Source organism: Aeromonas rivipollensis, from assembly GCF_037811135.1.
GTDB lineage: Bacteria > Pseudomonadota > Gammaproteobacteria > Enterobacterales > Aeromonadaceae > Aeromonas > Aeromonas rivipollensis.
Map to the genome: position 1 here is coordinate 4,505,001 of NZ_CP149130.1, position 18,667 is coordinate 4,523,667.

The window sequence follows — 18,667 nt, forward strand, 5'->3', positions numbered from 1 at the left end:
TCGGCACTTTGCTTCATCTGTCCCTTGGCCATGGCGGCTTCCAGCAGACGGGCGCCGCGATAGGGCAGCCCCTGCCAGGCATAGAGCCGGATCAGCTGGTTGCGGGCGGCCGCATCGTCCATCAGCTGGCGATCGATGGCGGTCTGCAACAGCGCCAGCGCCTGATCGCCGCGCTTGGCAGAAAGGTTGAGCGACACCGCCTGCTGCCACCACTTGCTCTCTTTCGGTTCGTGGCGGATCAGCTCTTCGGCCTGATCGGCCGCCACCGCGTAGCGCTGCAGGGCAGTGAGGGCCGAGAGGCGGATAATGGCGGCCTGCTTTTGCCAGCTCTTCTTCAACAGTTGTTCACTCTGGCTGGCCGCCTCACCATACTGCTTGTTGTGGTAATGGAGGCCGGCCAGGCGCAGGCGCAAGGCATCGTCAGACTTGAGTGCCAGTGCGGCCTTGTAGCTGGCGATGGCGCCGGACCAGTTGGATTGCTGCGCCTGGATATCCCCACGCAGACGCAGCAACTGGAGCTGCTGCTGCTCGGGCCACTCTTTATAGGCCAGCGCCTGTTCCACGTAACGACTCGCCTGTGCGGTCTGCTGCAAGTTGGCCGCCAGTGAAGCCTGCAACTGAGCCAGCCAGGCGCGCTCGGCATCGGAACCAGGTTTGAGCCCGGTCGCCTTGTTCTGGGCCTGTTGCCACTGACCCGACTGATAGAGCTTCATCACGGGTTCCAGCTGACGGGAAAAATGAGGGCTCACTTCCATGGCCAGACAGGCTTGGCTGACCAGGGCCAGCAGGCAGATCCAGATCCGCAACATGGTTACGACTCCAATTTGAATTTGAGATTGATGGTTTGCACCAGCTTGTCGGTGGCACCCGGTCTCGGCTGGTAGCGCCACTTGCTGACGGCCTGAATCGCCGCCCGCTCGAACTGTCGCTTGGGCTTGGCCTCGATCACTTCCACATCCTGTACCCGTCCCTCTGCATCGACACTGAAGCGCAGGGTCACCGAGCCTTCTATGCCGGCCTGCTGGGCCCGATAGGGATAAACGGGCTCGACCCGCTGCAAGGGAGTCAACATGTCACCGACACCTATGCCCACGCCCTGAGACTGACCATGGAAGCTGCCGCTCGCCACCGGAGTGGGGCTGGTTGCGACCCCGGGGGCAGATACCTGTACCGCGCTCAGGCTGGAGACGAGATCCAGGCTCGGCTGCACCGAAGGCAGCGGCGCCGCCGCCGGCATGGGCATTGGCGTGGACGCCAGGGCGGCGGGCGGCTCCGGCAAGGGTTCCGGCTCCTGGGGTACCGGGCGCTCGCGCACCTGCACCTCGTTCACCTCGGTCTGCATATTGATGACGATGGCTTTCTGCTCGAACGAGGCCTTCTCTCCCCGGGGGGGTTCCACCAACGTGGCCATGAACAGCAGGATCGCCAGGCTGAGGACAACCCCCAGTCCCAGGCTCATCAGCTTGAACTTCATTTCGGCGCCACCGCCACGGCGATATTGGCGATGCCTGCCGCCTTGGCCTCGTCCATCACCCGCACTACCTTGCCGTGAGGCACCCGCTCATCGGCCTGGATCACCAGGCTGGCATCGGGTTGTTCCGACAGCAGACGGGCCAGACTAGCCTGCACCCGTTCCACATCCACCTGCTTGCGATCGAGGAAGATCTGCCCCTGGGCGCCGATCGCCAGCATGATGCTGGAGGACTTCTGCGCCTTGGCCTGGCTCGCCTGGGGCCTGTGCACCTCGAGCCCGGCTTCCCGTACGAAGGAGGTGGTCACGATGAAGAAGATCAGCATGATGAACACGATATCCAGCATGGGGGTCATGTCGATCTGCACTTCATCACGCTGGCGTTTGGATTGCCGTCTCATTGCATTACCTTCTCTTCTCGCAGGCCGTCCCGGGTCTTGGCCAGCGCACGCTTGGCCTGGCTCTCGAGACGACTGAGTAACAACACGCCGGAGAGCGCCACCACCATGCCTGCCATGGTGGGGATGGTGGCACGGGAGATCCCGCCCGCCATGCTCTCCGGGTTAAAACGGTTGGCGGCGGCCAACGCATCGAATACGCCTATCATGCCGGTCACAGTGCCGAGCAGGCCCAGCATGGGGCAGAGCACCACCAGGGTGCGGATGAAGATGAGGTGGCGGTTGAGCTCGAGTTCGGCCTCTGCCAGCCAGCGGCTACGGATCGCCTTGGCGTGCCAGCTGTGGCGCTCGCTGCGTCCCTGCCAGCGGCCGAACAACTGCCGCTGCAGCGGGCCGAAGCCCAGGTTGAGGTAGAGCAGCCGCTCGATCATCAAAATCCACATCAGCACCAGCAAGGCCAGGATGACCCAGAGCACTGGGCCGCCACGGCCCATGAAGCTCTGCAACTGTTGCCAGATGTCGACCATCATGCCACCCGCTCCATCCCGTCCCCGTTATTCTCGGCCCGCTCGGCCAGAATGCCGGCGACCTGCTGCTCCAACACGTTGGAGAGCTCGGTGAAACGGGATTGCAGCAGGCTGTGGGCCAGGATCAGCGGGATGGCGGCCACCAGCCCCTGCACCGTGGTGATCAGCGCCATGGAGATGCCGCCCGCCATGATCTTGGGATCGCCGGTGCCGAACTGGGTGATGGCCTGGAAGGTGCCTATCATGCCGGTGACAGTACCGAGCAGCCCCAGCATGGGGGCGATGGCCGCGATCACCTTGACCATGCCGATGCCACGCTCCATCCGGGGCGTCTCCTGCAGTATGGCCTCGTCCAGCCTCAGTTCGAGCGTCTCCATGCTCAGCTCGGGATGCTGTTCCGCCACCGTCAGCACCCGGCCGAGGGCGTTGTCGGCGTGGTATTCGCCACTCTTGAGCTGGCGACGCACCAGGGTCAGTTCACGGGAGAGGGTCCAGAGCCGTACGGCGGCAATGCCGAGGCCGATGGCGGCCAGCAGCACTATGATGGCGCCTACCTGGCCCCCTTGCTGGACTTGCTGCCAGAAGGTCGGCGCCTGGGCCAGCATCTCGAGCAGGACGCCGTGGGAGGGATCCAGCGGCAATGCTTCACCTTCCTTGCCCTGATAGGCGCTCAGCTCGGACAGCACTCCGCCGGGCAAGCCCAGTACCGGACTCAGCCCTTCGCCGCTCGGTTGCAGGAAGCCTTCGCTGCCAAACAGCGCGAAGCTGCCTACCCGGGTCAGCGATTGTTCACTGGCCGCCCCCTGGGCATTGAGCACCTTGCCGTTGAACTGGACCACTCGGCCCGACTCGCGGATCTCCTGCAACAGGGTGGCGGGCAGCAGGGCGAGGGCGGCGCGATCCGGGACCTGCTTATCCTGAGCCATCGCCTTCAAGGCAGTCAGACGATCCGGATACTGGCCCTGCACCGAGGAGTCACCCAGCAGCTTGACCGCATCGCTGGCGCCCTGACGGGTCACCGCGAAGATCTCGTTCATGTCGCCGGAGGCTTGCTCCCACCGGCTGTTGAGCTCGACCAGCTGCTTTTCATTGCTGGCAAACTGGCTGGCCAGCTCCTTGCTCAGGCGCTGGGCCTCGGCCAGCCTGGCGCGGGCACTGTTCAATTCGGTGGAGACAGACGCCAGATCCTGCTGTGCCTGTTGCTCTCGGGCCTGTTCCTGCTGCTGCCACTCTTCATTGGCAAGGGCCAGCTGGGAGCAGAGGGAGAGGGTGATCAGAAGGGGGAACCATTTCATGACTGAGCCTCCTGGCTACGCGCGACAGACAGGGGCACATGCAACAGTTGCGGGACTTTCTTGTCGGCCGCCATGTCCAGCGCATCGGCAAGGGGGGTGAGCCACTCGCTATCCAGCGGCAACCAGGTCTTGCTCTCGGCGGACCAGCGCCACCCCTGGGAGCGATCGGCGGTCATGGCCAGCAGGGAGACCCGGCCGATCGCCAGCACATCGACCCGACGCTCGGCACCATCCAGCGCCAGCTGGGCGGAATAGGCGTCCATCCGGCTGCCGTATTCGGCTTCGATCTGGTAGGCCTGCAGCAGCTGGCGGAACTTCTCCGCCTCGCTCACGTCCGCCCGGGCCAGGGTCACCTTCAACTGCTCGACCCGCGCCAGACGGTCCTCCTTGCGCAGGGGAATGTCATCCTGCACCAGTTGATCCAAATCCGCCTGCATCTGCAGCATCAGGGGGATCAAGCCCTGCCGGGTCTCCTGCACCGCTTCCAGCTGTTGAGTCAGCTTGCCCAGCTCATTCTGCTGATCGGCCACCAGAGACTGCATGTAGCGGTTGTAGGCTTCGAGGTCGCGCAGTTGCAGCTGGGCATTTTGCAGCTCCAGTCGTGCGGCAACGGCGGCATCGGCCGCCTTTTCTACGCGCTGCTGGGAGGCTTTCCCATCCGCGATGCTGTTTTTCAGTGCGGGCGCGACCAAATCGTCTGCCGAGGCGACGAAATGAACGGCCAATGGCAACAAGGCCAGACCCCAGATCTTTTTCATGGTACACAATCTTAACAATGATAACTATTCTCATTGTCTCAAAGAGTAGTGCCAGTGGCAATCAGATGATTTTCTTGGCCTGTGGCCGAAAAAACAGGATACTTTTTAGACAAGCACGGGAATAACTGGCGTTGGTAGTCACAACACCATTTTAAATAACTAAAAAATGTCTTTTCGATCAGGATGATAAGTGGTCGAAGAAGGAGACTTACATGTTTAACGATGCGATCTGGGAACACATAGATCGGTTCACCAAGGCCAAGAAAACCAGCGATATCCAGCAACAACTGGAGCGCTTCAGCCATCAGATGGGATTTGATTACTTTAGGTTGCTGATCATTTTCCCCATCAGTATGCAGAAATCACACGTGGCCTTGTTCAACAACTGCCCGACCAGCTGGTTTGATGCCTACACGGAGCGGCACTACCTGACCCAGGATCCTGTGGTCTTCCTGGGCCTGAAGCAGACCCAGCCCATCTTCTGGAACAAGCTCGACTGCGACTCCCCCTGGCTGCCCAGCGCCAGCCGGGAAGTGATGAACCTCGCCGCCGACTTCGGTGTGAGAAACGGCGTCTCCTTCCCGTTGCACACACCTCAGGGGGAACACGGCATCCTCTCCTTCATCAGCAAGGAAAAATCCAACTCCGACCTGATGTTTGAAAACGTTCCCATGCTGTCATTTTGTGCCAGCTACATCTTCAACGCGGCGCTGCAGCTGATAAAGAGCAGGCCGGACCTGATGAAGCATCTGGCCGAGCTGTCGGATCGGGAGAAGGAGTGCCTGTTCTGGGCCAGCGAGGGCAAGACCTCCTGGGAGATCGCCACCATCCTCGGCATCAGCGAACGCACCGTGAACTTCCACCTCAATCAGGTCACCAACAAGACCGATTCGAAGAACCGCAACCAGGCGATCGCCAAGAGCATCTCCAGCGGCATCATAGTGCCTTCGCTGGACGATGTGACCATCACCAATCTGCGTCTGTCCTAGACAGGCCGATGGGAAAACAAAAGAGCCGCGATGCGGCTCTTTTTTATTCTGTAGTCATGCCACCTAGTCATCGGAGGCGACCACTCCGGCTCATCCGGTGTGTCCTGTTCAGCCCTCCAGCAGGGCCAGGGCGGCGTCGAAATCGTAACGGTCCACCTGTTGCGCAACCCGGGCCAGGCGATCGGCCAGTGCTGGCGCCAAGGCGAGGGCTCGCAGCTCAAGCAGCGCCTCGACCGCCTCGCTGTCACTCTCTGCCAGCAAGCGACCGAGTCGGGCCAAGCGTGGCTCAAGGTCGAGATCTGGCTCCTGTGTCAGTGGTTTCGGCGCAGGCTCTCCCTCTCCCAGACAAGCCAGGGCATCGAGCACTGGCCCCAGTTTAAGCTCAACCTCGGCCAGACCGGCCTGGACCAGGTCATCCGCGGCCCCGCTCTGGCAGAGCCGTTCCAGTTCAGCCGCCGCTTGCGCTATCCCGAAGGCGCCGATATTGCCGGCCGTCCCCTTCAGGCTGTGGGCGAGCCGGGCTGCCGCCACGGGATCCGTGTCGGCAAGTGCGACCTCGAACTGTTCGGTAAAACCTCGATTGGCGGCAAGGAATTTGTGCAACAACCGCAGATAGAGATCGGTATGCCCCCGACAGGTGGCCAACCCGGCGGCCTGATCGATGCCATCGAGCTCCGCAGGCAGGATGATCCCGGCTTGGGGTGCAACCTCAGCCACCTTCACCGGCAAGCGCGCCCGCGGTGTTATCCACTTGGCCAGAGTGGCAAACATGGTATCCACATTGATGGGCTTGGCGATGTGGTCGTTCATGCCGCACGCCAGCACTCGCTCGCGATCCCCGCTGATGGCATTGGCCGTCATGGCGATCACTGGCAGCGACGCGAAACGGGGCTGCTGGCGGATCAGTTGAGTCGCGGTGTAGCCGTCCATCACCGGCATCTGGCAATCCATCAACACGCCGTCGAAGTCGGCGTCCCGCTCCAGCAGGTCGAGCGCCTGCTGACCATCAAACACCTGATGCAACTCTATACCCACTCCCTGCAACAGCTCATTTACCAGCTCACGGTTCAACTCGTTGTCTTCCACCAGCAACAGGCGAGCACCGCGCAGGCTGGCCGTGGCGCTGGCGCTCTGCTCGCTGCGTTCGGCCAGGCGGGTATCGAGTTGAGGCGTCTTGCCGAGCGCACGCCCCAGCGCCTCCAGCAAGGTGGATGGCGTCACCGGCTTGGTCAGCACCATGGGCAACATGACACCGCGCAGCTCGGCCTGCTCACGCACCTCCTCGCGGCCGAAGGCGGTAACCATGATCACCGAGGGTGTGCGGGCCAGGTTGGCCCCGTGCATCTGCCGCACCGTCTCGACCCCGTCCATGCCCGGCATGCGCCAGTCCATCAATACCAGGTCATAGGGCAAATGCTTGCGCTCGGCCTCCACCAGCATCGCCAGGGCCATTCGGCCGCTGTCGGCCACGTCCACCTCGACCCCGAAGCTGCTGGCCATGCCGTACAGGATCTCGCGGGCGCTGGCATTGTCGTCGACCACCAGCGCCCGCACACCGCGCAGCTCGTCCAGGGTGAACATGCGCCTTGGCAACAGCTCGTCCTGGCGTCCGAAGATGGCCGTGAAATGGAAGGTGGAACCCTGGCCGGGCACGCTTTCCACCCAGATACGCCCCCCCATCAACTCGATCAGGCGTTTGGAGATGGACAGCCCCAGCCCCGTGCCCCCGTATTTGCGGGTGATGGAACTGTCGCCCTGACTAAAGGACTGGAAGATGCCTTCGCACTGTTCGTTGCTCATGCCAATGCCGGTATCACGCACCCAGAAGTGCAACTCCAACCCGGAGCCGTCATTGCCAAGCAACTCGGCACCGACCACTATCTCGCCGCGCTCGGTGAACTTCACGGCATTGTTGCCAAGGTTGACCAGTACCTGCCCCAGCCGCAGCGGATCCCCCACCAGCGCGGTAGGCAGATCGATGGCGGTGTTGAACAGCAGCTCAAGACCCTTGTCTTCGGCACGCAGGCCTATCATGTTGGCAACATTGTCCAGCACATCCTCCAGGTGGAAGGGGATCAGCTCCAGATCCATCTTGCCGGCTTCTATCTTCGAGAAATCGAGGATGTCGTTGATGATGCCGAGCAGGTTCTCCGCCGAACGATGCACCTTCTCGATGTAGTTGCGCTGGCGGCGATCCAGCTCTGTCCCCAACGCCAGATGGCTCATGCCGATGATGGCGTTCATCGGGGTACGGATCTCGTGGCTCATGTTCGCGAGGAAGGCGCTCTTGGCCTGGGTCGCCTCTTCCGCCACCGCCCGTGCCTCGGTCAACGCCGTGACGTCGATATTGACCCCGGTTGCCCGCAGCGGCGTTCCCTCCGGGGTGCGAGTGAAACGACACAGGGACTTGAAGGTGCGCACCGCACCATCCCGCTGACGCAGGATACGAAAATCGATCTCGAGCCGGTCATCGCCATTGGCGATCGCCTTTTCGAAGGCGTCTCTGGCTGGTGTCGCATCATCGGGGTGCAGCAACGCCTGCCAGTGATCCAGCGTTCCGCCGAAACCACCCGGCTCCAGCCCGAACATATTCTCCAGCTGGGGTGTCCAGTAGCCATGGCCGGTCACAAGATCTATGTCGAACAGACCTATGCCGCCAGCCTCCTGCGCCAGCGTCAGACGCTCGCTAGCCGTGCGCAGCCTGGCCCCCATGGCCCGGCGCTCACTCACATCCCGCACCGAGGCGCAGACACAGGTGCCGCGCCCGGCCAGCGTGGGCAGGTGGGACAAGCCGATCTCCACGGAGAACAGGCTGCCATCCTTGCGCACCCCTTGCAGATCTTCGATGTTCGCCCCCATCTGGCGAGTGCTGCCGTGAGTGATGAAGTCATCACGCAGCGCCACATGGGCGCTACGGCCGCCCTCCGGTACCAGGCACTCGATGGATTGGCCAATCAGCTCGCCGCTGACATAGCCGAACAGCTTGTCCAGCTGCGGATTGGTGAGCAGGATGCGGCCATCGGCACCGATCACCAGCATGCCGTCCGGCGCCGCCTCTATGATGCCGCGATACCAGGCCTCGGTGGTGCGCAGCGCCGTCTGCTGCGCCTCCAGCTCCACCGCCTGACGCTCCAGTTGCAGGGTTTGTATTCCCATTTCGTCGGCCTGGCGCCGGGTCTCCTGCAACAGAGTCAAGACAGCCTCGCTGCGCTCCATGATGGCCATGGCGCCCGCCAGCCTCGGCAACACCTCTTGCAACAGCAAGGTCTCGATCTCTCCCGGTGGGCGAAGACCGGCCAGCTCCAGTACCCCGAGCAGTCGATCGCCACGCATCACGGGTTGCACCAGCAGGTGGCTGGCCGGTACGCCCCCCAACTGGGAACGCACATGCCAGAATGACTCGGCCAACCCCTCCAGCTGGCGCGGCTGACGATCGATCGCACACTGACCAAGCAGCCCCTCGCCGAGGGCAACCTCTGCGGCCAGCGGATGTGCGGGATCATTGGCATAACCGCCCAACAGTCGCAGGCTGCTTGAGCCTTGCTGCAGGCTGTAGAGCCCCCCCTGGCAGGTACCAAGTGAGGGCGCCATGTGAGCGAAGAAGACTTGTGCCAGCTCTTGCGGCGTCTCTGCCTGTTGCAGGTCGACCTGCAGCAAAGAGACGTGGGCCTTGACCTGGCGCTGCAGCTCGAGCTGACGCGCCTCGATCTGCAAGGTGGCGATGGCCCGCGCCAGATCACCGGTTTCGTTATGCATGTCGGTATGGGGGATCGGCTGATCCAGTTGTCCCGCGGCCAGCTGGTCCACCGCGTGGCGTACCCGCTCGAGCGGGTTGCGTATCGACTTGCTGACCAACCAGGCCAGTATCAGCGCCAGCGCCAAGCCACCCAGCAGCAGAACATAGGTGAGTATGCTGCTCAGCTTGGCATAAGTGGCAATATGGGTGACCAGATCCCGCAGCGCTGTCTGCTTGAGCTGCGCCATTTGCTCCAGCAGCGTATCGGCACGAGTATCGAGTCGCTCGAACTCGTCGCCGTTGAGCAGCAGCTGCGCCTGCTCCTGATGACCCTGGGCGGCCAGCTGCAGGGCCTGCTCACCGACCTGCTGATGGCGCCCAATCAATGATTCCAGCTCGGAGGCGCGGACCAGATTCTCGGTGCGCCAGAGGGTGGGTTGGGCCAGGGCCAGCTGATCCTGCAAATGCTGCCGGGCCGTCTGCACCAGTTTGATCGCCTCGAGCCGCACATGTGCATTGTCGGTATCGATGGCTTTATGCAGCGCCAGCACTATATGCGGTAATTGCACCCGCGCCTCATGCAGGTTGAGGGCGCCCACCAGCTCCTGGTTATAGAGATGCTTCAGATCGCTTGCCAGCTTGGCCTGGGTGCGCAGGCTCTGCACCCCGAGCGCCAGCGCCAACGCCAGCAGCACGGCGAACCCGATCATCAATTTGTGTCGCAGCGCGAGCCGCTCAAGGGGGGCGAGCACTCTCATCGGGAATACCTTGTTTTTGGCTCAGGGGGTTGGGGAATGCTTGGCCGCCGGCAGCTTGGCCATGTCCTGATCGCTGTCGCTGAATCGCTCGGCGATGGCCTTGAATTGCTCGGCCGCAGACAGGAAGGCATCGCAAACGTCCGGATCGAAGTGCCAACCGCCGCCCTGACGGATGATATCCACCGCCTCCTCGTGAGACATGCCAGGCTTGTACACCCGGCGACTGATCAGCGCATCATAGACGTCTGCCACCGCCATCAGCCGGGCGCTGATGGGAATGGCATCTCCGGCCAGACCCTGCGGGTAGCCGCTACCGTCCCACTTCTCCTGATGGCTGTAGGCAATCTCCTTGGCCAAGCGCAAAAAGTCCACCGAGATGCCGAGCTGATCCTCGGCCCGCTGGATGGCATCACGCCCCAGGGTGGTGTGGGTCATCATGATCTCGAACTCTTCCACCGTTAAACGGCCGGGTTTCAGCAGTATGTGATCCGGAATGCCGACCTTGCCGATGTCGTGCAGGGGGGCCGACTTGAACAGCAGCCCGATGGTGTCGTCATCGTCGAGGAAGTGGCGAAAACGGGGGTGATCCCGCAGCAGCTCGGCAAGCAGTTTGACGTAGTGCTGGGTGCGGCGAATATGGTTGCCGGTCTCGTTGTCACGGGTCTCCGCCAGCGAGGCCATCGCCTGGATAGTCACGTCCTGGATGGCCATCACCTCGCGGGTGCGGCGCTGGACCTCCTGCTCGAGAAAGTCGTTCTGATCCCGCAGGAAGTCGGCGGCCGCCTTGATCTTCAGCTGGGTATCGACCCGGGCCAGCACCCGGGGCGGGCTGATGGGTTTGGTGATGTAATCGACGGCGCCGAGCGCCAGCCCCTGGATCTCGCTCTCCACGGCAGTCATGGCGGTGAGGAAAATGATGGGAATATCGCGGGTGCGCGGGTCTTGCTGGAGCCGCTCGGCCACCTGATGGCCGGAGAGACCCGGCATCATGATGTCGAGCAGGATGAGATCCGGCAGGGGATCTCCCTGCAGGATGCGCAACGCCTTCTCGCCGCTGTTGGCCACCTTGACCCTGTATTTATCCTTGAGCAAGGCGGCCATCAACATCAGGTTGTCCGGGGTATCGTCCACCACCAGCACGGTCGCGGGCTGATAAAAGTCTTGAGGATGGTTCATGGTGCTTCCTGCTCCAGTTCAATAATGAGTGAGCATCGCCATGAGCCACTCGATCTAGAGGAAGCTTAGCTTCGATATAAACGGCCTGCTTTCAATAAGTTGAGCAATAAAAAACCGGCGCACCACTGGCATGGCGCGCCGGTTTTCAGGCGGGATCTCCCTGGGCTGAGGGCCCAGTGAATCCGGGTTTATTCCACGGTGACGGACTTTGCCAGGTTACGCGGCTGATCCACATCGGTGCCCTTGATCAGGGCGACGTGGTAGGAGAGCAGCTGCAGCGGCACGGTATAGACGATCGGCGCAATCATCTCTTCCACGTGGTTCAGGCTCATCACCCTCATGGTCTCGTCGCTCTTGAAGCCGGCGTCGGCATCGGCGAATACGTAGAGGATGCCGCCACGGGCACGGACTTCTTCCACGTTGGACTTCAGCTTCTCCAGCAGGTCGTTGTTCGGCGCCACCACTATGATGGGCATCTCGGCATCGATCAGCGCCAGCGGGCCGTGCTTGAGCTCACCGGCGGCATAGGCCTCGGCGTGGATGTAGGAGATCTCCTTGAGCTTGAGCGCCCCCTCCATGGCGATGGGGTACTGGCTGCCGCGGCCGAGGAACAGGCTGTGGTGCTTGTCGGCGAACTCTTCGGCCAGGGTCTCGATCTGTTTGGCCAGCGCCAGGCTCTCCTTGATGCGCAGCGGCAGGGCTTGCAGCGCCTTGACCAGCTCGGCCTCGGCGGCGGCACTCAGGTTGCCACGGCAGTGACCGACGGAAGCAACCAGCATCAGCAGGCCGGCCAGCTGGGTAGTGAAGGCCTTGGTGGAGGCCACCCCAATTTCGGCACCGGCCCGGGTCATGAAGGCCAGATCCGATTCCCGCACCAGGGAAGAACCCGGCACGTTGCAGATGGCTAGGGAGCTCATGTAACCGGACTCCTTGGCCAGGCGCAGGGCCGCCAGGGTGTCGGCGGTCTCGCCGCTCTGGGAGAGGGTCACCAGCAGGCTGTTGGGGCGCACCACCGACTTGCGATAGCGGAACTCGGAGGCGATCTCCACGTCGCAGGAGACCCCGGCGATCTCTTCAAACCAGTAGCGGGCCACCATGCCGGAGTTGTAGGAGGTGCCACAGGCGACGATCTGGACGTGCTCCACCTTGTCGAAGATGGCGCGGGCGCCGTTGCCGAACGACTCGACCACCACGTGGTCGGTGCCCAGACGCCCTTCCAGGGTGTTGGTGATGGCCTTGGGTTGCTCGTAGATCTCCTTGAGCATGTAGTGGCGGTACTCGCCCTTGTCACCGGCGTCGTGGGAGAGCTCGGACTCCAGCTCCTCGCGCACCACGGCATTGCCCTGGGTATCGAAGATGTGCACGTCGCGACGGGTCACCTCGGCCACATCCCCCTCTTCCAGGAAGATGAAGCGACGGGTCACCGGCAGCAGGGCCATCTGATCGGAGGCGATGAAGTTCTCGCCGATACCGCGGCCGATCACCAGGGGGGAGCCGGAACGGGCCACCACCAGACGGCTGTCGTCACGGCTGTCCATCACCACTGTGCCGTAGGCGCCGCGCAGCTGCTTCACCGTGACCTGCATGGCTGCCAGCAGGCTGGGGGCGGATTTCAGCTCGTGGTGTACCAGGTGGGCGATCACCTCGGTGTCGGTGTCTGAGCTGAACTCGTAACCCATGCCCTGCAGCTGGCTACGCAGCTCTTCGTGGTTCTCGATGATGCCGTTGTGCACCACAACGATGTGTTCGGAGACGTGGGGGTGGGCATTGCGCTCGGACGGCTCGCCGTGGGTGGCCCAGCGGGTGTGGGCTATGCCGGTACCGCCGTGGACGGACTGCTCTTCCAGCGCCTTGGCCAGCTCGGCCACCTTGCCGAGGCGGCGTACCCGCTGCAGCGGCTGGCTGGCGCTGAACACGGCCACACCGGCGGAGTCATAGCCGCGGTACTCCAGACGGCGCAGACCTTCTACCAGGATTTCAGCCACATCACGTTGGGCCACTGCCCCGACGATGCCACACATAGACTTCTCCTTGAAATGTAAGACGTTAATTCGATTGGATAATAGATGTTTGGGTCAAACCGCCACGGGGGCGCAGATCAGTGCTATCCCCCTGGCTTGAATCTGTGCTCTGGCCTCGCTGTCCAGCCCCTCGTCTGTCACCAGGGTATGGATGCTGGACCAGGGCAGTTCGAGATTGGGGATCTTGCGGCCTATCTTCTCCGACTCGACCATGACGATGACCTCGCGGGACACCTCGGCCATCACCCTGGACAGGCCCACCAGCTCGTTGAAGGTGGTGGTGCCCCGCTCCGGGTCTATGCCGTCGGCGCCGATGAAGAGCTGGTCGAAGTCGTAGGAGCGCAGCACCTGCTCCGCCACCTGACCCTGGAAGGATTCGGAGTGGGGATCCCAGGTACCGCCGGTCATCAGCAGGGTGGGCTCGTTCTCCAGCTCGCGCAGGGCGCCAGCCACGTTGAGGGAGTTGGTCATCACGATGAGGCCGCGCTTGCTGCCCAGCATGGGGATCATGGCGCTGGTGGTGCTGCCGCTGTCGATGATGATGCGGTTGTGATCGCGGATGCGCTCGGCGGCGGCACGGGCGATGGCCAGCTTTCGTTTCGAAACTTGATCCGGATAGCTGTCCACCACCATCTCGCTCGGCAGGGGAACGGCGCCACCGTAACGGCGCAGCAGCAGACCGCCGGTCTCCAGCACGGCCAGATCCTTGCGGATGGTCACTTCCGAGGTGGAGAAGTGCTTGGCCAAGGCATCGACGCTGACTTCGCCCTGTTCCTGCACCAGGGTCACTATGGTGTGACGGCGCTGTTGTGTGTTGCGTTTGGTCATCTTAAAAGTTTCGATTCGAAAGAATGGCGAAATATTAATACCTTTTTTGGAAAAATCAAACGGCAAATAGGATCCGATTTGGTTCGATGCCAGAATGGTCAGGCCGATTTATGACGAGGACGCCATGCAAAAACGAGTCATCTGGCTGGTGGAAGATGAGGCCAGCATCGCCGACACCCTGATCTATGCCCTGCAAACCGATGGTTTCGAGGTGGAGTGGTTCCCCCTCGGCCAGCCGTTGCTGGCGCGACTGGAACAGTCGCGACCGGATTTTCTGATCCTGGATGTGGGGTTGCCGGACATAGGCGGTTTCGAGCTGTGCAAGCGGGTGCGGGCCCTGACCGACACTCCCCTGATGTTTCTCACCGCCCGCAGCGAGGAGATAGACAGGTTGATAGGGCTGGAGATAGGGGCCGACGACTACGTGGCCAAGCCCTTCTCGCCGCGGGAGGTGTGCGCCAGGGTGAGGGTGATACTGCGCCGCAGCCAGCCGAGCGCTCCCCAGCCCAGCGCCCTACTGGCACTGGACGAGGAGCGGGCCCGCATCTGCTTCCACGGTCAGCCCCTGACTCTCACCCGCTACGAATACCTGCTGCTCAAGACCCTGATGCAGGCGCCGGGGCGGGTCTACTCCCGCCAGCAGCTGATGGACCTGGTGTGGAGCGGGGCCGAAGAGAGCCTGGATCGCACCGTCGACACCCACATCAAGACCCTGCGCGCCAAGCTGCGGGAGCGGGACGCCGAGGCCAATCTGATCCTGACCCACCGCGGGCTGGGCTACAGCCTGGAGCTGGCATGAGCCACAGGGGATCGCAACGGCCAGGCAGGCCAGGGCAGCGGAACCACCGAGGGGGACGGCCATGAGGATAGGGTTGCAACTGCTGTGCGGTCTGGTGCTGATCTTCGCGCTGGCCGCCTGGTTCGTGCTGGAGATCTTCGTCGAGGAGATCAAACCCGGGGTGCGCAGTGCCACCGAGGATACCCTGGTGGACATGGCCCAGCTGCTGGCCCCCCTGGCCCTGGACGACCTGCAGGAGGGGAAGATGGCGGATGGCCGGCTGGCCAGCGCCTTTGCCCGCCTCAACCAGAGCCCCATCAACGCCCTGATCGACGGTCACCTCAAGCAGCAGGCGGAGTACCGTATCTATGTGGTCGACGCTAAAGGCAAGGTGGTCTATGACTCGGACGGGGTAGATCTGGGCAAGGACTATTCCCGCTGGAACGACGTCTACCGCACCTTGCGCGGGGAGTATGGCGCCCGCAGCACCCGCAGCGATCCTGACGATCCCGCCAGCTCGGTGATGCACGTGGCCGCCCCCCTGCGCGAGGGGGACGAGATCCTGGGTTCCCTCACTGTCGCCAAGCCCAACCGCACCCTGCTGCCCATGATAGAGCGCAGCGAGCACCAGCTGTTGCAGGGGGCAGCCCTGCTGCTCTGCCTCTCGCTGCTGATCGGCGCCCTGCTGGTGTGGTGGCTCACCCGCGCCATCGGCAAGCTGGTGCACTACGCCGATGCGGTCAGCCAGGGCCAGCCCGCCAGCCTGCCGAGGCTCCACAGCCCGGAGCTGGACCGGCTCGGTCACTCCCTCGAGACCATGCGCCGCCAGCTGGACGGCAAATCCTACATCGAAGCCTATGTGCACAGCCTGACCCATGAGCTCAAAAGCCCGCTGGCCGCCATCCGCGGGGCAGGGGAGATCCTCGCCGAGGCACCGCCCCCCGAGGTGGCGCGGCGCTTTATCGGCAACATCAATCTGGAGACGGCCCGCATGCAGCAACTGATCGAGCGCATGCTGCAGCTGGCGCGCCTCGAATCGGGGCAGGGGCTGGACAGACAGGCCATAGCCCCCGCCACACTGGGCAGGCGGGCTCTGGATGCCCGCCAGATAGTCGCTGCCCGCCGTCAGGTAGCCCTGGCGGCAGAGCTCGCCGACGCCCCCAGGCAGAAGTGGGATCCCCTGCTGGTGGAGCAGGCGCTGGGCAACCTGCTGGACAACGCCCTCGATTTCTCACCCACCGGGGGTCACATCCGGCTGAGTGGCGCCATGGAGCAGGGGGGCTACTGCTTCCGGGTGCGGGATCAGGGACCCGGCATCCCGGACTATGCGCTGCCGCGGATCTTCGAGCGCTTCTACTCCCTGCCCAGACCCGACAAGGGCAAGAGCAGCGGCCTCGGGCTCAGCTTTGCCGCCGAAGTGGCCCGCCAGCACGGCGGCCGGCTGACCCTGGGCAACCAGCCGGAAGGGGGGGTGCTGGCCGAACTCTGGCTGCCTGCCGGCTAGGGGACTTCACACTGAACACACAGAGTCGGGCTAAGCTGCGCCTCCTCGGATAGGGTCCCGCCCGGACCCGTCGATACGCGTTCTGATGCATCAAGGAGATGTTCATGCCCCGCATTCTGTTGTCCGGCCTGCTTGCCGCCGGCCTCTTCTGTGCCTTGCCCGCCAGCGCCACCACGGGCTGCCTGCTGTTTGCCGATGGCAGCGGCAAACCCCTCAGCGCCCAGGGTGACTGCGCCAGCCAGCTGACGCCCGCCTCCACCTTCAAGATCCCCCTCGCGCTGATGGGCTATGAGAGCGGCTTCCTGGTGGATGAACAGCTGCCCGCCCTGCCATTCAAAGCCGGTGACCCTGACTTCCTGCCGGAGTGGAAGCAGACCACCACCCCGAGCAGCTGGATGAAATTCTCGGTGATCTGGTACTCCCAACGCCTCACCGAGTGGCTGGGAGAGGCGCGCTTCCAGCAGTACGTCGACCGCTTCGACTACGGCAACCGGGAGCTCTCGGGCAACCCGGGCAAGCACGACGGCCTGACCCAGGCCTGGCTCAGTTCCAGCCTAGCCATCAGCCCCCAGGAGCAGGCCCGCTTCCTCGGCAAGCTGGTGAGCGGCAAGCTGCCGGTCTCCGCCGAAGCGGTACGCCGCACCAGCACGCTGCTGCGTCAGCCCGACATCGATGGCTGGCAGATCCACGGCAAGACCGGTATGGGCTACCCCAAGCTGCTGGATGGCAGCCTCAACCGGGATCAGCAGATCGGCTGGTTCGTCGGCTGGGCCAGCAAGCAGGACAAGAAGCTCATCTTCGTGCACACAGTGGTACAAAAACCCGGCAAGCAGTTCGCGTCCCTCAGGGCAAAGGAAGAGGTGTTTGCCGCCTTGCCAACAGAGCTGAAGAAACGCTGATCCCCAACCGGCGCCTGGCGCCGGTTTTTTTATCCCCCTTCACTCCCACTTCACAGGGCCCCATCCCCGCTTCACCCGACCAGGGCACACTCGACCCCATCAACAAGGAGAGGCGTCATGGTCAAACAGATATTTACCCACAAGATAGTGCTGCTGCTGTTGCTCAGTCTGCTGCTGATGATCCCCGTTCACTCCATCATGGAGCTGAACCGGGAGCGCCAGGCCTACCGCAGCCAGGCCATCCACAGCATCATGGCCAGCAGCAGTGGTCCGCAGCGCTTGCTGGGGCCTGTGCTGGTGCAACCCTATACCCGGGCCGTCACCGTCGAGCAGGATGGCAAGCGCTTCATGCGCGAGGAGCCGGTCTATCGCTACCTGCTGCCGGACAGGCTGGATGTGCGGGCCAGCATGGAGGTAACCCCGCGCAAGCTCGGCATCTATCAGGCCCAAGTCTATCACAGCCGGCTCTCCCTCTCCGGACGGTTGCCGGCCAGCCTGGCCGACAAGGCGCTGGTGGCCGGCAACCCGGATCTGAGCTTCGACGCCGCGGATCCCGCCCTGATCCCGGGCAAACCCTACCTCAGCCTGGTGCTGTCCGATGCCCGCGGCATCAGCAGCGTGCCCGAGCTGCAGCTGGGGGAGCGGCGCATTCCGTTTGCACCCGGAGCCCTGCTGGGTGACGGTCTGGCCGGCATCCATGCTCCGCTCGACAGCCTGCCCGGTGAAGATGGCCGCTTTCACATCGAGTTGAACCTGCAGGGCATGAACGCGCTTGAGGTGGTGCCGATCGGCCAGGACAGCAGGTTCAACCTGAGTGGCAACTGGCCCCACCCCAACTTCATCGGCGATTTTCTGCCCGGCAGCCGCACCCTGAACGATCAGGGGTTCGACGCCAGCTGGCAGAGCAGCTGGTTTGCCACCGACATGGAGCGGCGCTTCACCCGCATGATGAAGGGGGCGGGGACCGAGTTGCCGACCTTCAGCGTCAGCCTGGTGCAGCCGGTGGATCACTATCAGCAGAACGAGCGGGCCGCCAAGTACGCCCTGCTGTTCATCGGCCTCACCTTCCTCAGTTTCTTCATGTTCGAGCTGCTCAAGGGGCTGCGGGTGCACCCAATCCAGTACGCCCTGGTGGGCATGGGGCTGGCCATCTTCTATCTGGTGCTGCTGGCGCTGACCGAGCACCTCGGCTTTGGCTGGGCCTATCTGGTCGCCAGCCTCGCCAGCGTGTCACTCAACGGCTTCTACCTCAGCCATGTGCTGGGGGGGCCGCGTCAGGGCCTCGGCTTCGCGGCCCTGCTCGGGCTGGTCTACGCCATACTGTTCGGGCTGCTGCAGGCCGAGGAGATAGCCCTGCTGCTCGGCGCCCTGCTGCTGTTCGCCATCCTGACGCTTGTCATGGTGCTGACCCGCAAGCTGGACTGGTATGGGGTGATGGGCAATCCGCCGCCTTCCTCGGCTCCGAGCCAGGAGAGCTGAAAACAAAACCGGCGCCCTGAGGGCGCCGGTTTCATTTCATTGATCGTGCA

General features: G+C 63.2%; 16 protein-coding genes (1 of these 16 running past the window's edge). 5 read left to right on the forward strand and 11 right to left on the reverse strand.

Features of this window, described 5'->3' with window-relative positions:
* The 7 genes in view from WIR04_RS20705 to WIR04_RS20735 are tightly spaced (at most 38 nt apart) and all read right to left on the reverse strand, a layout consistent with a single transcriptional unit that may run on beyond the window.
* A protein-coding gene (locus WIR04_RS20705; protein ID WP_338889492.1) for a hypothetical protein crosses the window boundary here: on the reverse strand, positions 1-809 show its 5' portion. Its footprint begins 370 nt before the window's first position; only the first 809 of its 1,179 coding nucleotides appear in the window; the start codon lies at positions 807-809; its stop codon lies off the left edge, out of view.
* Between the two features lie 2 nt (positions 810-811).
* A complete protein-coding gene (locus tag WIR04_RS20710; RefSeq protein WP_338889494.1) occupies positions 812-1,474 on the reverse strand; it encodes an energy transducer TonB in 663 nt (220 codons plus the stop codon).
* Positions 1,471-1,872, reverse strand: a complete 402-nt coding sequence (locus tag WIR04_RS20715) for an ExbD/TolR family protein (RefSeq protein ID WP_025328850.1) — start codon at positions 1,870-1,872, stop codon at positions 1,471-1,473. The genes WIR04_RS20710 and WIR04_RS20715 overlap by 4 nt, the downstream gene beginning before the upstream one ends.
* Entirely contained in the window at positions 1,869-2,399 is a 531-nt protein-coding gene (locus WIR04_RS20720) for a MotA/TolQ/ExbB proton channel family protein (RefSeq protein ID WP_025328851.1), read from the reverse strand. The genes WIR04_RS20715 and WIR04_RS20720 overlap by 4 nt, the downstream gene beginning before the upstream one ends.
* Positions 2,396-3,691, reverse strand: a complete 1,296-nt coding sequence (locus tag WIR04_RS20725; RefSeq protein ID WP_338889497.1) for a MotA/TolQ/ExbB proton channel family protein — start codon at positions 3,689-3,691, stop codon at positions 2,396-2,398. The genes WIR04_RS20720 and WIR04_RS20725 overlap by 4 nt, the downstream gene beginning before the upstream one ends.
* Positions 3,688-4,449, reverse strand: a complete 762-nt coding sequence (locus WIR04_RS20730; RefSeq protein WP_338889499.1) for a DUF3450 domain-containing protein — start codon at positions 4,447-4,449, stop codon at positions 3,688-3,690. Before WIR04_RS20730 ends, WIR04_RS20725 begins: the two co-directional genes overlap by 4 nt.
* Positions 4,450-4,487: 38 nt before the next feature.
* Complete coding sequence (locus WIR04_RS20735; protein WP_338892672.1) at positions 4,488-4,754, reverse strand: hypothetical protein; 267 nt, start codon at positions 4,752-4,754, stop codon at positions 4,488-4,490.
* Here WIR04_RS20735 and WIR04_RS20740 point away from each other — a divergent pair.
* Positions 4,662-5,438: a LuxR family transcriptional regulator gene (locus tag WIR04_RS20740; protein WP_025328854.1), complete on the forward strand. Its 777-nt coding sequence runs from the start codon at positions 4,662-4,664 to the stop codon at positions 5,436-5,438. The genes WIR04_RS20735 and WIR04_RS20740 overlap by 93 nt on opposite strands.
* A gap of 108 nt (positions 5,439-5,546) precedes the next feature.
* Here WIR04_RS20740 and WIR04_RS20745 read toward each other — a convergent pair whose 3' ends face one another.
* The 4 genes from WIR04_RS20745 to WIR04_RS20760 form a co-directional block, all read right to left on the reverse strand.
* Positions 5,547-9,932: a response regulator gene (locus WIR04_RS20745; RefSeq protein WP_338889502.1), complete on the reverse strand. Its 4,386-nt coding sequence runs from the start codon at positions 9,930-9,932 to the stop codon at positions 5,547-5,549.
* 21 nt (positions 9,933-9,953) lie between these two features.
* Positions 9,954-11,108, reverse strand: coding sequence for a response regulator (locus WIR04_RS20750; protein WP_338889504.1), 1,155 nt, complete (start codon positions 11,106-11,108; stop codon positions 9,954-9,956).
* Positions 11,109-11,296: 188 nt separating this feature from the next.
* Positions 11,297-13,129, reverse strand: coding sequence for a glutamine--fructose-6-phosphate transaminase (isomerizing) (glmS, locus tag WIR04_RS20755; protein ID WP_025328855.1), 1,833 nt, complete (start codon positions 13,127-13,129; stop codon positions 11,297-11,299).
* A gap of 54 nt (positions 13,130-13,183) precedes the next feature.
* A complete protein-coding gene (locus tag WIR04_RS20760) occupies positions 13,184-13,957 on the reverse strand; it encodes a DeoR/GlpR family DNA-binding transcription regulator (RefSeq protein ID WP_338889507.1) in 774 nt (257 codons plus the stop codon).
* 124 nt (positions 13,958-14,081) lie between these two features.
* Here WIR04_RS20760 and blrA point away from each other — a divergent pair, with 124 nt between their 5' ends.
* The 4 genes from blrA to creD all read left to right on the forward strand — a co-directional run bounded on the left by blrA (position 14,082) and on the right by creD (position 18,617).
* Positions 14,082-14,756 (forward strand): beta-lactam response regulator transcription factor BlrA, encoded by a 675-nt coding sequence (blrA, locus tag WIR04_RS20765; protein WP_338889508.1) that lies wholly within the window; start codon positions 14,082-14,084, stop codon positions 14,754-14,756.
* Between the two features lie 61 nt (positions 14,757-14,817).
* Entirely contained in the window at positions 14,818-16,239 is a 1,422-nt protein-coding gene (gene blrB / locus WIR04_RS20770) for a beta-lactam sensor histidine kinase BlrB (RefSeq protein WP_338889510.1), read from the forward strand.
* 104 nt (positions 16,240-16,343) lie between these two features.
* Positions 16,344-17,138: a class D beta-lactamase gene (gene blaOXA / locus WIR04_RS20775; RefSeq protein WP_307766095.1), complete on the forward strand. Its 795-nt coding sequence runs from the start codon at positions 16,344-16,346 to the stop codon at positions 17,136-17,138.
* A 117-nt stretch (positions 17,139-17,255) separates the two neighbouring features.
* Positions 17,256-18,617 (forward strand): cell envelope integrity protein CreD, encoded by a 1,362-nt coding sequence (creD, locus tag WIR04_RS20780; RefSeq protein WP_338889513.1) that lies wholly within the window; start codon positions 17,256-17,258, stop codon positions 18,615-18,617.
* Positions 18,618-18,667 lie beyond the last annotated feature (50 nt).